The sequence below is a fragment of the Pandoraea pneumonica genome (assembly GCF_049918595.1).
Lineage (GTDB): Bacteria > Pseudomonadota > Gammaproteobacteria > Burkholderiales > Burkholderiaceae > Pandoraea > Pandoraea pneumonica_A.
In genome coordinates this window covers 1,167,639-1,180,939 of the sequence record NZ_JBNCRZ010000001.1, presented here as the reverse complement: position 1 = coordinate 1,180,939, position 13,301 = coordinate 1,167,639, and the positions used below count along the sequence as shown (strand labels likewise).

8 protein-coding genes are annotated in these 13,301 nt (G+C 62.3%); 5 read left to right on the top strand and 3 right to left on the bottom strand.

Annotated features, from left to right (window positions below; all coding sequences use genetic code 11):
- Positions 1 to 150: 150 nt before the first annotated feature.
- From fumC to ACPWR9_RS05375, 4 genes are all read left to right on the top strand, one after another.
- Positions 151 to 1,548: a class II fumarate hydratase gene (gene fumC, locus ACPWR9_RS05390; protein WP_426296144.1), complete on the top strand. Its 1,398-nt coding sequence runs from the start codon at positions 151 to 153 to the stop codon at positions 1,546 to 1,548.
- A 42-nt stretch (positions 1,549 to 1,590) separates the two neighbouring features.
- Positions 1,591 to 2,493: a LysR substrate-binding domain-containing protein gene (locus ACPWR9_RS05385; RefSeq protein WP_426296145.1), complete on the top strand. Its 903-nt coding sequence runs from the start codon at positions 1,591 to 1,593 to the stop codon at positions 2,491 to 2,493.
- 215 nt (positions 2,494 to 2,708) lie between these two features.
- The gene (locus tag ACPWR9_RS05380; protein WP_426296146.1) at positions 2,709 to 3,998 is read left to right on the top strand and encodes an MFS transporter; all 1,290 of its coding nucleotides are present in this window, start codon (positions 2,709 to 2,711) and stop codon (positions 3,996 to 3,998) included.
- 119 nt (positions 3,999 to 4,117) lie between these two features.
- The gene (locus ACPWR9_RS05375) at positions 4,118 to 5,350 is read left to right on the top strand and encodes an amidohydrolase family protein (protein WP_426296147.1); all 1,233 of its coding nucleotides are present in this window, start codon (positions 4,118 to 4,120) and stop codon (positions 5,348 to 5,350) included.
- An 88-nt stretch (positions 5,351 to 5,438) separates the two neighbouring features.
- Here ACPWR9_RS05375 and ACPWR9_RS05370 read toward each other — a convergent pair whose 3' ends face one another.
- Positions 5,439 to 6,818: a DASS family sodium-coupled anion symporter gene (locus ACPWR9_RS05370; RefSeq protein WP_426296148.1), complete on the bottom strand. Its 1,380-nt coding sequence runs from the start codon at positions 6,816 to 6,818 to the stop codon at positions 5,439 to 5,441.
- A gap of 364 nt (positions 6,819 to 7,182) precedes the next feature.
- On the opposite strand from ACPWR9_RS05370, the gene ACPWR9_RS05365 reads away from it, so the two are divergent.
- The gene (locus ACPWR9_RS05365; protein WP_426296149.1) at positions 7,183 to 8,283 is read left to right on the top strand and encodes a hypothetical protein; all 1,101 of its coding nucleotides are present in this window, start codon (positions 7,183 to 7,185) and stop codon (positions 8,281 to 8,283) included.
- A 74-nt stretch (positions 8,284 to 8,357) separates the two neighbouring features.
- Here the strand turns inward: ACPWR9_RS05365 and trpS are convergent, their stop codons facing one another.
- Both trpS and ACPWR9_RS05355 read right to left on the bottom strand, forming a co-directional pair.
- The gene (trpS, locus tag ACPWR9_RS05360) at positions 8,358 to 9,386 is read right to left on the bottom strand and encodes a tryptophan--tRNA ligase (protein WP_426296150.1); all 1,029 of its coding nucleotides are present in this window, start codon (positions 9,384 to 9,386) and stop codon (positions 8,358 to 8,360) included.
- A 308-nt stretch (positions 9,387 to 9,694) separates the two neighbouring features.
- Positions 9,695 to 13,300, bottom strand: a complete 3,606-nt coding sequence (locus ACPWR9_RS05355; RefSeq protein WP_426296614.1) for an indolepyruvate ferredoxin oxidoreductase family protein — start codon at positions 13,298 to 13,300, stop codon at positions 9,695 to 9,697.
- Between the last annotated feature and the right edge of the window lies 1 nt (position 13,301).

Here is a 13,301-nt window from a genome sequence, read left to right as displayed (position 1 = left end):
CATGCAGCCACTCCGAGGCGACTATCGGCCCCCGCAATTCATTCCCATGACACGGTTTCGCTCAGGCGGCCTGTCATGTCGAATCGTCACTGAAGTTCTACAATTCAGAGTCCGCCCCACCCATTTGCGCGGGGCAGCCTCTCTACAAGGATGTTGATCATGTCTGTGAGAATGGAACGCGATACCTTCGGCGAAATTGCAGTGCCCGCCGATCGTCTGTGGGGTGCGCAAACGCAGCGCTCGCTGCAAAACTTCAAGATTTCCTCGGAAAAGATGCCGCGCGAACTCGTGCGCGCACTGGCCCGTGTCAAGCGCGCCGCCGCGGAAGTCAACAAGGGCCTGGGCGTGCTCGACGCCAAGAAGGCCGACGCGATCATCAAAGCCGCCGACGAAGTCGTCGCTGGCCAGCATGACGACGAATTCCCGCTCGCCGTGTGGCAGACCGGCTCGGGCACGCAGTCGAACATGAACATGAACGAAGTGCTCGCCAACCGTGCCAGCGAATTGCTCGGCGGCGTGCGCGGCGAAGAACGTCTCGTGCACCCGAACGACGACGTGAACAAGGGCCAGTCGTCGAACGACGTGTTCCCCACGGCCATGAGCGTGGCCGCCCTCGACGCCCTCATCAATCACCTCAAGCCGAGCGTCGGCCAACTGCGCGACACGCTCGCCGCGAAAGCCCACGCCTACGACAACATCGTCAAGATCGGCCGCACCCACCTGCAAGACGCCACGCCGCTCACGCTGGGTCAGGAAATCTCGGGCTGGGTCGCGCAACTCGATCACGGCCTGAAGCACGTCGACGACGCCCTGCCTCACGTGGCCGAACTCGCGCTGGGCGGCACCGCCGTCGGCACGGGTTTGAATGCGCATCCTGAATTCGCAAAGAAGGTCGCCGAGGCCCTCGCTCGCGACACGGGCCTGCCGTTCGTCACCGCGCCGAACAAGTTCGAAGCGCTCGCCGCGAACGACGCCATCGTCAACGCGCACGGCACGTTGAAGACGCTCGCCGCCAGCCTGATGAAGATTGCCAACGACGTGCGCTGGCTCGCCAGCGGCCCGCGCTGCGGCATTGGCGAATTGCAGATTCCGGAAAACGAACCGGGCAGCTCGATCATGCCGGGCAAGGTGAACCCGACCCAGTGCGAAGCGATGACCATGCTCTGTTGTCAGGTGCTGGGTAACGACGTCGCGATCAACATCGGCGGCTCGATGGGCAACTTCGAACTGAACGTGTTCAAGCCCATGCTCATTCACAACTTCCTGCAAAGCGTGCGCGTGCTCGCCGACGGCTCGGTCAGCTTCAACGACAACTGCGCCATCGGTATCGAGCCGAATCGCGCGCGCATCGGCAACCTGCTCGAAGAGTCGCTGATGCTCGTGACCGCCCTCAACCCGCATATCGGCTACGACAAGGCCGCCGCGATCGCGAAGAAGGCGCACAAGGAAGGCACCACGCTCAAGGCTGCGGCGCTGGCACTGGGCCACGTCACCGCCGAGCAGTTCGACGCCTGGGTGCGCCCGGAGCAAATGGTCGGTAAGCGCTAAGCACCGCGCCCACCGCCCCGCTCACAGGAGACCCCGCCGCGCATGCCCATCTCGCCGTTGCCGCCACTGCACTGTCTCGTTGCATTCGACGCTGCCGTGCGGCACGCGAGCTTCACCCGCGCGGCGGTGGAGCTTAATCTCACGCAAAGCGCGGTCAGCCGTCAGATCGCACAGCTCGAAGAGTTTCTCGGGCGCACGCTGTTCACTCGCGAACATCGCACGCTGCGACTCACCGTCGCGGGGCAGCGCTACGCCGAACAGATTCAGCGCTTGCTCAACGAATGCGCCGAGGCCACCGCCGACCTCATGAAGCGTCGCGGCGATCTCGAACTGACCGTCGCGTGTTCGTCCGGCGTCGCCGTGTTGTGGATGACGCCGCAACTCATGCGCTTTCGCGCCGACCACCCCGATGTGAAGATTCGCGTGATCGTCAAAGACGGCATCACGTCGCTCTCGGCGTCCGAATTCGATCTTGGCGTCTATTACGTGCGTAACGACCTGCCGCCGGATTTCGCCGGACGTCGGCTCTTCGACGAAGAAGTCTTCCCCGTTTGCGCCCCCGCCTATCTCGACGGCCGCACACTCAAACCGGCCGACCTCGTGAACGAAACCCTACTGTTCATCGAAGACGGTCAGCGTAAGTGGATGTCGTGGCCCGACTGGTTCGAGCTGCACGGCGTGAGCGCCCCCAAGTCGCCGCGCGTGGTCAGCGCCAATTACTACCCGCTGCTCGTGCAGATGGCCATCGAAGGCGGCGGCATCGTGATGGGCTGGCGTCACATGATCGACCCGTGCCTTGACGCCGGGTTGCTCGTCAAAGCCTGCGATTCGCACGCAAGTCTCGGCGGCGGCTACTACCTCGTGTGGCCTGCCGAGCGTCACGAGCATGCCGCAGCGAGAATTTTCCGCAACTGGATCTACTCGCAAATCCGTTTGCCATCATAGGTTTAGGGTGGCGTTGAGAAAGTTGCCATGCGCTGCACGCATGGCAACATGCGGAATTATCGTTTCTCCTGTCATTTTGTCTGTCCTATGTTGTGGTCCATCCGCACATGTCCGCGCCGTACGGCGGGCGTGATCCGACAAAAAAGCAGGCGTATTACCGGTATGACGTGAACTCTCGCACGCGACGGACGCCACCCATCCTCCGGGAGACCCAGATGCAGGCGACCTACGCAGTGCCTCAGGCCAACCTGGACCGCCAACGCCGTCACGCCATTGTGGCGACGGTGATCGGCAACGGTCTGGAATGGTTCGACTTCACCGTCTATAGCTTTTTCGCGGCGATTATCGCCAAGCAGTTCTTCCCCACGGGCGACGACCTCTCGTCGTTCCTGCTGGCCGTGGCCACCTTCGGCGTGGGCTTCTTCATGCGTCCGGTCGGCGGCATCGTGCTCGGTGTGTACTCCGATCGCGTGGGCCGTAAGGCAGCGCTCTCGCTCACCATCTTGTTGATGGCAGCGGGCACCGCGATGATCGGCCTCGCGCCGACCTACGACCAGATCGGTCTGGCCGCGCCCGTGATCATCGTGCTCGCACGTTTGCTGCAAGGCTTCTCGGCGGGCGGAGAAATGGGGGGCGCGACGGCATTCCTCACGGAATACGCACCGCCCAATCAACGCGCGTACTACTCGGCATGGATTCAATCGAGCATCGGCTTTGCCGTGCTGCTCGGCGCCGCAGTGGGCACGTTCGTGACGACCGAACTCGATAAGGCGTCGCTCGAATCGTGGGGCTGGCGTGTGCCGTTCATCGTGGGTATGTTGATCGGCCCGGTCGGCTTCTACATCCGTAGCAAGATCGACGAGACGCCGACGTTCCAACATGCAGAGAAGTCGAATACGCCGCTGCGCGACGTGTTCTCGAAGTACCCGCGTGAAACGCTCGCGAGCTTCTCGATGGTTGTGCTGTGGACGATTTGCACGTACGTGCTGCTGTTCTACATGCCGACGTACGCACAGCGCGTGCTGAAACTCCCGGCCTCGGATGGCTTCACGGCGGGCATGGTCGGCGGCGCGATGATTCTGGTGTTCGCTCCGGTCGTGGGACGTCTGGCAGACCGCTTCGGCCGCCGTCCGTTCCTGTCGGGCTCGGCGCTGTTGATTCTGCTGCTCGCATGGCCGATGTTCACGTACCTGAACGTGGCGCCGGGTCTGCAATCGCTGCTGACGTTCCAGATCGTGTTCGGCCTGCTCATCGCCTGCTACACCGGCCCGATCCTCGCGGCGTTCTCGGAGTTGTTCCCGGCGCAGGTGCTCTCGACCGGCCTGTCGGTGGCGTACAACTTCGCCGTGACGATCTTCGGCGGCTTCGCGGCACTCATCATCACGTGGCTCATTGCCCGTACGGGCAGCAACATGGCCCCGGCGATCTACGTGATCATCGCGGCCGCCATCAGCCTCGTCGGCACGCGCTTCGTGAAGCCGCTGCCGAAGGAAGCGAAGGCCTAAGTTTTTTGCATAAAAGGCGCGTCCTCACCGGCGCGCCTTTTTGCTTTTCCCGTTTTGTTGCATCGCTGTAACCCCGCATTTCTGCACCACCACTCAAACAACGTCCAAGGAACTCCCCCATGTCCGTTACCCTGCTTCGCGGCGGCAATGTGCTCGACGCTGCCGCCGGCCGCTTGCTCGCGCGCCACGACGTCGCCATCGAGGGCAACCGCATCACCGCCGTCTCGGCCACGCCGCTCGAGATCGACGGTGCGACTGTCATCGACGTGACCGGCAAGACCGTCATGCCCGGCATGATCGACTGCCACGTGCACGTGCTCGCCTCGCATCCGAACCTCGGCACCAACGCCAGCCAGCCCAACGTGCTGACGGTGCTCAAGTCGCTGCCGATCATGCAGAGCATGCTTAACCGAGGCTTCACGACCGTGCGCGACGCGGGCGGTGCCGACTGGGCGCTGCAACAGGCAATCGAGCAAGGCGTGATTCCGGGTCCGCGCATTTTCCCGTCGGGCAAAGCGCTCTCGCAAACCGGCGGTCACGGCGATTTCCGTCCGCGTAGCGACGTGCTCGAGCCATGCTCGTGCGCGTTCCGCGCAGGCGCTATCGGCCGCGTGGTCGATGGTGTCGACCCGATCCGTCTGGCCGTGCGTGAAGAGATTCAGAAGGGTGCGACGCAGATCAAGTTGATGGCGTCGGGCGGTGTCGCATCGCCGGTCGATCCGATTGCGAACACCCAATATTCGGAAGACGAAATCCGCGCCGCTGTGGCCGAGGCAGAAGCAGCGCAAACGTACGTGATGGCCCACGCGTACACGCCGAAGGCCATCGCACGCGCAGTGCGTTGCGGCGTGCGCACGATCGAGCACGGCAACCTGTGCGATGCCGAGACGGCGAAGTTGATGGCGGAGAAAGGCGCGTATGTCGTGCCGACGCTGGTGACCTACGACGCGCTCGCGAAGGATGGGGCATCGCTGGGCTTGCCGCCGGAGTCGGTGGCGAAGGTCGAGAGCGTGCAACGTGCAGGCCGCGAGTCGCTGTCGATCTATCGCGATGCGGGGGTGAAGATGGGCTTCGGCTCCGACCTGCTGGGCGACATGCATAAGTACCAGTCGGATGAACTGACGATTCGCGCCGACGTGTTGGGTGCTGCCGATACGCTTCGCTCGGCCACCGTCATCGGTGCCGAAATTCTGAACCGCGTGGGCGAACTGGGTGTCATCGCGCCGGGCGCACTCGCCGACGTGCTCGTCGTCGACGGCAACCCGCTCGAAGCCATCGACGTGCTGACCGGTCAGGGTGAAGGCATTCAGTGGGTGTTCAAGGACGGTAAGGTCGCGAAGCAGCCGCAGTAAGATCGCGGCGCGAACTCGAGCAAGACCATAAAAAACGCCGTGACGTGCAGAACGTCACGGCGTTTTTACGTTGGCGTGCCCAACACGCTTAACGCCATAGCATCCATGCAAACGCTGTAATCACGACGACGCAAATCAGGTTGATGAAGAAGCCTGCTTGCACCATGCGGCGCTGCGGCACCTGCCCTGTGCCGAACACGATCGCGTTAGGCGGGGTGGCAACGGGCAACATGAACGCACACGATGCGCCGATGCCGATCACCATTGTGAGCAGCGCTTCGGGAAACCCCAGCGACACCGAGATCGTCGCGAAAATCGGCACCAGAATCGCTGCGCTGGCCGTGTTGCTGGTGAGTTCGGTTAAGAACACGATGAACGCCGCAGTGATAAGCAAGACAGCCAGCGTATGGCTCATCGCGAAGACACTCGACACGCCCTGCGCCATCACCACACTCGCGCCCGAATTGCGCAGCACCACACTCAACGTCAGCCCACCGCCGAACAACAGCAATACGCCCCAGTCGGTGTGTTCCTGAATCTGCTTCCAATTCGCCACACCTGTCATGCCGATCAAGATCGCGGCGGACAATGCAATGAGCGTATCCAATTGCTTGATGCCGCCAAGCCACGCGCTAAGTTGCTGACTGAAGATCCAACTCAGCACCGTGCCGCCGAAGATCGCGACGGCCACCACACGCTGCTTCGTCCAGACCATCGGTTCCGTTTCGATCTGGATCTTTTGATCGAGACGCGGACGCAACACGACGTAGGTCGTCATCACCATCAACGGCAACAACACCGCCACTAGCGGCACACCGAATTTCGCCCACGTCAGGAAGTCGATGCCGAGATGCGTCGCGACCATCGCATTAGGCACGCTGCCGACGACAGTGCCCAACCCGCCGATATTCGCGCTGTAAGCGATACCCAGCAGCAGGAACGTGACGGTGTTGCGATCGTTACGGGTATCGAGCTGCGCGAGGATACCGAGGGCAAGCGGCAGCATCATCGACGTCGTCGAGGTGTTGTTCACCCACATCGACATGAGCGCCGTAGCACCGAATAGCATCCACGCTGCACGGCTCATGCGGCCTCCGGCGAGATGCAGCAGGCGGTTAGCGAGAAAGCGGTCGAGTCCCTGCACACGCAGTGCCGTCGCGAGCGCGAAACCGCCGAAGAAGAGAAACACGATGGGATGCGCAAACGCCTGAAGCGCTGCGGGCGTTTCCAGAATGCCTAGCAGCACGGCGAGCACCGGCACCATCAATGCGGTCACGGTGAGATGCACCGCTTCCGAGAGCCACAACACGGCGACGAATGCCGCCAACGCGAGGCCACGGTTGGTTTTGTCTTCGAATGGCAAGACGAGAATCATCGTCACCATCATCAAGGCGCTGGCGGCCAACACCCACATATCGCGTGTGGACAGCGCCCAGGGCTGTCCCACCTTTGCTGCAATCTGGTTCATCTCCTGTTCCCTCTTTCGATGTCGTCCTCTTGATTGGCGGTGCCCGACCCGTTTGGGGGGGTGATCGGGAACCGCACGGCGAGTTCGCCCGTGACTTGCATCGTGTGGAGTGAAGTGACAGTGACTCGCGCGCCTGGGTTAGATGCGCATTTGCCAAAGTAACGCCGTGGGAAACCACCCAAAGAAGTGGTCATGCCCGGGCCCCCGGGGAACTGGTGACGCCCAGTTGGCGAAACTTGCAAAGGGAAACCGAAAACGCGGTGCATCGAACGATGAAAGACTCGGTCCCGCGACGTCAGCTAGCCACGGCACGTGACGAAGCATTTCCTGGTACCGGAAACACCATCAGAGGAAGCGACTCGACATGCCAAACGAAATTCTGTTCGCCGCTGGCCACCCTTGGTTTTGCTGCCTGAATGGAGACCGACTTGCCGCGGATAAGGCTCGGCATCCCAGTGTGGGCACTCACGGTGTCACGTGCGCACGCTCGCGCGACCAGATTCAAGAGAGCATCGTCGACACGCTAAACAGCTTGAAGAACGTCTCGTGGGAACTCAAGAGTGGTCGTTTTACCGTGGTGGCCGACGATCAGATCGAGGCGCTAATCAGGAAGTTGAACCGCACCATCAGAAAGATGGACAACACCGTGTGGGACGCCACGCCCGAGATAGGAAACCACCTCAATCCGCTGCACTGTTTTCGACGTTATGCCCGCACGCAGAAGGACATCTGCGATCCGGCATACCTCTCCAAGTCGGCCCGCGTGCTTTACGAGGACCTGCTGCATATCGAAAAAGTTGTGCAGATGGTGCTCGAAAAAGCGTCCGATGCCTCGACGCGTAAAGGCGTGCCGGAGGACACTATCGCGCAGGAACGCCTGCGCCGTGACGTTCGCCGCGAGCTCGATGCACTCAAAGATAGCCTGCCGTCGTCGAAGAACCGCTACAACACAAAAATGTTGATCACTGTCCTGCTAACTGCGGCAGGTATTGCCTGCACGATAGCGGCATTTGCGACTCCCGCTGCCCTGATTACGGCGCCAGTGGCCGCAGCACTATTCGGCATCGGCATCGCGTTGACGGCATTGGGCGCACTCAATACCACCCTGAACCAACGGTTTTATCAACGGGACACCGGCTGGAACGAATTGTCCGATCTCGTAACAAAGCTCGAAAACCTGACCATCGAACAAACGGAGAAAGGCATGAATACCGTCACCAACTATTTCTTATGCAAGAACGTCGCACGTCTTGTTGAGGTCTCCGACACCATCAACGCAAGAACGGCGGAGATGAGTACGGCAATCACCGGTCTGCAAGCGTCCGTCACAGGACAGTCGAGTGACATCAATGGCCTGGGCACTCAACTGATGGAGCAAACCAACGATCTCCGTTCAACCATCGACAAGCTGACGGCCGAGATGAGCGGGATTCGAAACGATCTGAAAGCGGTGCGGACCACTTAATCCGCGCCAAACGAAAGAGGGGCAGCCTTAACGGACTGCCCCTCTGTTCATTTCGTGCTCGCGTGTCGCGCGCGTTACTTCTTCCAGCCCGGCGTGACGAACACCGAACGCACATCATCCAGCGTTTGCGCGACCGTTTCACGCGCACGTTCCGTACCGGCACGCAGCATGTCCCACACGTAGTCCGGGTTCTTGGCGAACTCTTCGCGGCGCTCGCGCATCGGACGCAGCAGCTCTTGCAGGCGCTCTTCCAGACGCGCCTTCACCTTCGAGTCGCCCAGACCGCCGCGCACGTAGTGGTCCTTCATCGCTTGCAGGCCTTCCTTGTCTTCGTCGAACGTGTCGAGATAGATGAACGCGACGTTGCCTTCCAGATGGCCCGGGTCTTCCACGCGCAGATGCAGCGGGTCGGTGTAGCAATCTCGTACGGCTTTGCGAATCTCGTCCGGCGTGGACGAAATGTTGATCACGTTGCCGAGCGATTTGCTCATCTTCGCCTTGCCATCAGTGCCCGGCAGACGGCCCATCGTCGGCACCAGCGCCTTCGTCTCGACGAGGATCTCGCGATCGGCCAGACGGTTCAAACGGCGCACGATTTCGTTCGTCTGCTCGATCATCGGCAGTTGGTCTTCGCCCACCGGCACGAGCGTTGCGCGGAACGCCGTGATGTCCGCGGCCTGACTCACCGGATACGTGAGGAAACCTGCGGGAATGTCGCGCTCGAAGTTGCGCAGACCGATTTCCTGCTTCACGGTCGGGTTGCGCTCGAGGCGCGCGACCGTGACGAGGTTCAGGTAATAGAACGTGAGTTCGGTGAGTTCGGGCAGCCACGTTTGCACGCAGATGGTGGTCACGTCGGGGTCGATGCCGACGGCCAGATAGTCGAGCGCCACTTCCGAGACGTTGCGGTGGACTTTGCCACGATCGTCCGTGTTGTCGGTGAGCGCCTGCGCGTCGGCCACGAGCACGAACTGTTTGTATTCATGCTGATAGGCGACACGGTTCTTCAGACTGCCGACGTAGTGACCCAGGTGCAGCGGGCCGGTCGGGCGGTCACCCGTGAGAATGACCTTGCGGTCCGCAGGCGACTTCGAAACACTCATTTTTCTCTCCATAATCAACCGCTTATCCAACCGCTTAGGCGGGCCGCCTACCCCGGTCGAGCCGCGCCAAACCCTTGCGCTGCGGGCCCGTCCGGCGGCGAGTCAGCCCACTCGCGAAAACCGTAACTCCCGAATGGTAGCGCGTTGGCCGGATGCCGGTATGGAAACGCCTGCGAGGGCGGGTGAATTTGGGCAGTGGTACACCAGGACATGGACGGGCTCGACGCAGTCTCACCGGATCAAAAAAAATGCCGTTCAGTCTTGCCACTGAACGGCATTTGCAGCTTATCAATCGATGCTACGTTCGCTTACCGCGCCGTCACCACCGGAATGCCCTTGAGCGACTTGCCGCTGCTACGCGCATGCGCGAGGGCTTCGGCCACTGCGGCGCCCGTCGCAGGCGTCACATTCAGACGCGCCGCAACCGTGGCTTCCACCCGCTTGGCCATCACCAGATTCGCCAGCTTCACATGCCCGTAGCCACGAATCTTGGCCGGCACTTCCGCCAACGCCGCCGCATCGGCCAGCGTCTCGGCGTTCAGACCGGCCAGCGCCTGACCGACAGTCGCACGGTAGTCGGCGATCAACTGACGCTCCATACGACGCTCCAGCGTATAACCAAAGACGTCGAGCGCACCGCCGCGCAGACCCCGCAGCTTCGCCATCCCGCGCAGCACCGGCCACAACCACGGACCGATCGTCACCTTCTTCGGCGCGCCGCCGTCCTTACCGCGCGCAATCAGCGGCGGGGCCATGTGGAACTCCAGACGGAAGTCGCGGCCCGGCTTGCCGTCGAACGTCTCGCCCAGCGCATCGGTGAATGACGTCTCGGCATACAGGCGCGCCACTTCGTACTCGTCCTTGTACGCCATCAAACGCGAGAGCTGCTGCGCCACGGCACGCGACAGGCGTCCCGGGGCACCGGCCGCACGCGTTTCCGCTTCGGCCACATCCTTCACGAAGCTAGCGAACTGCGCCGCATACGCCGCGCTTTGATACTTCGTCAGAAGATCGACACGGTGCGCCACGAGTTCATCGAACGACATATCGGCAGCCACCGGTGCATGCACCGGCTGATTCACGGCCTTGGCCGTCGTTTGCGTGAGCGCCGTCGGGTCACCCGCTGCGAGACGTCCGATCGCCAGCGCCAGTTGGTTCATCGGCACCGCGACGTTGTTCAGTTCGATGGCACGTTGCAGCGCGGCCAGCGACACCGGTACGAGTCCCAGTTGCCATGCGAAGCCGAGCATGATGATGTTCGCGCCCATCGTGTCGCCAAGGAAACGCTGTGCCAACGCCTGCGCATCGCACGCATCGAGCTTGTCGTTACCCGCGGCATGTCGCATCTTCGCGAGCAGTGCGTCGGCATGCAGGTTCGCATCGGGGTTCTGCACGAACGTTGCATTCGGAATGGCGTGCGTGTTGACGACCACACGCGTGCGATCGCGGCGCACGGTTTGCAGCGCATCGGCGCTCGCGCCCACCACCATGTCGCACGCCAGCAGCACGTCGGCTTGCTGCGTATCGATACGCACCTGATTGAGCGCTTGCGGCGTGTTCGCGAAACGCACGAACGACAGCACCGCGCCGCCCTTCTGCGCGAAGCCCATGAAGTCGAGCACCGACGCGCTCTTGCCTTCGAGATGGGCCGCCATCGTGATGAGCGCACCAATCGTCACCACACCCGTGCCACCCACACCGGTGACCATGATGTCGAACGGCGCGTCGCCTGCAAGTGCTGTCGGTTCCGGCAGTGCATTCAAGCGCCCTTCGAAGGCCGCTTGATCGAACGCCGCTGCGAGCGCCTTCTTCAACGCTGCGCCCTTCACCGACACGAAACTCGGGCAGAAACCATTCACGCACGAGAAGTCTTTGTTGCACGACGACTGGTCGATGCGGCGCTTACGGCCCATCGCCGTTTCAACCGGCTCCACGGACAAACAGTTCGACGCCACGCCGCAATCGCCGCAGCCTTCGCATACGGCTTCGTTGATGAACAGACGGCGATCCGGATTCGGGAATTCGTTTTTCTTCCGACGACGACGCTTCTCCGCCGCACAGGTCTGGTCGTAAATCAGCACGGTCGCGCCAGCAATCTCGCGCAATTCGCGCTGCACGGCATCGAGTTCGCTGCGGTGATGGAACGTCGTGCCCTTCGGAAACTGACCTTCGTGACCGATGTATTTCTCGGGTTCGTCGCTCACCACCACGAGCTTGGCGATGCCCTCGGCTTCGACCTGACGCGCGATCTGCGGCACCGAAATCGAACCATCGACCGGCTGACCGCCCGTCATCGCGACGGCGTCGTTGTAGAGAATCTTGTAGGTGATATTCGCCTTCGAGGCGACCGCCTGACGAATCGCAAGCAGACCCGAGTGGAAGTACGTGCCGTCACCCAAATTCTGGAAGACGTGCGGACGTTTGGTGAAGTTCGAATGCGCCGCCCAGTCGACACCTTCGCCGCCCATCTGAATCAGGCCGGTCGTATCGCGGTCCATCCACGACGCCATGAAGTGGCAGCCGATACCGGCCTGCGCGATAGAGCCGTCGGGCACCTTGGTCGACGTGTTGTGCGGGCACCCCGAGCAGAAGTACGGCACGCGGCGCACGCCGTCGGCTTCGTTCGAGAGGATGTCGTGCGCGACGAGATCGACCACACGTTCGCGGCGATCGAGCGCCGGGCGGTGATTGGCGATCCACTCGGCAAACACCGGCAGCACGCGCGACGGACGCAATTCGCCAAGTGCGGAGAGCAGCGCGCGGCCATCGGTGTCGGTCTTGCCGAGCACGATGGGACGCGAGCCCGTGGTGCGGTTGTACAGGTACTGCTTGATCTGTTGCTCGACGACCGGGCCCTTCTCTTCGATGACGAGCATTTCCTTGAGACCCGAGACGAAGCTATCGAGGCGCGACATTTCCAGCGGGAACGACAGCCCGACCTTGTAGATGCGCACGCCAGCGGCGGCAAGGTCGTCGATGGTGATGTCCAGACGGCGCAGCGTCTCCATCAGGTCGAGGTGCGCCTTGCCGCACGTGACGATGCCGATGTCGGCATCAGGCGTCGGCGCAATCCATTTGTCGATGCTGTTCACACGGGCGAAGGCGCGCACGGCGTCGAGCTTGGCGGCCAGACGCGTCTCGAGCGCGAGGCTCGGCAGGTCGGGCCAGCGGTTGTGCAGGCCGCCTTCGGGCGTGACGTAATCGAGCGGCTCGGCCCAATCGGTGCGGATCTTGTCGAGGTCGACGGTGCCGCGCGACTCCACGGTTTCCGAGATGGCTTTCAAGCCCGCCCATGCGCCGGAGAAGCGCGACAACGCATAGCCGTACAGGCCGAATTCAACGAGCTCGCCGATATCGGCGGGGTTGAGCACCGGCATGCTCCACGACATCATCGTGAAGTCGCTCTGATGTGGCATCGACGACGACACGCAGCCGTGATCGTCGCCCGCCACCACCAACACGCCACCATGACGCGATGCGCCGTAAGCGTTGCCGTGTTTGAGCGCATCGCCTGCGCGATCTACGCCCGGCCCCTTGCCGTACCACATGCCGAACACACCTTCGACGGTGCGCTCCGGGTCGGCTTCCACGCGCTGCGTGCCCATGACGGCCGTGCCGCCGAGCTCTTCGTTAATCGCGGGCAGGAACTTGACCTTGGCCGCGTCGAGAAGCTTCTTCGCCTTCCAGAGCTGCTGGTCGACGCCCCCGAGCGGCGAGCCACGATAGCCGCTGATAAACCCGGCGGTGTTCAGGCCACGCGCGGCATCGAGCTGGTGTTGCATCAGCAGGATGCGTACGAGTGCTTGTGTACCGGTGAGGAAAATCTGGCCGCGGCGCGCGGTGAGCGCGTCGGAGAGCTGATAGTCGGGGTGGGCCAGGGGGTTGGCCGTGGGCGTCGCAAGCGCGGCGCGCATG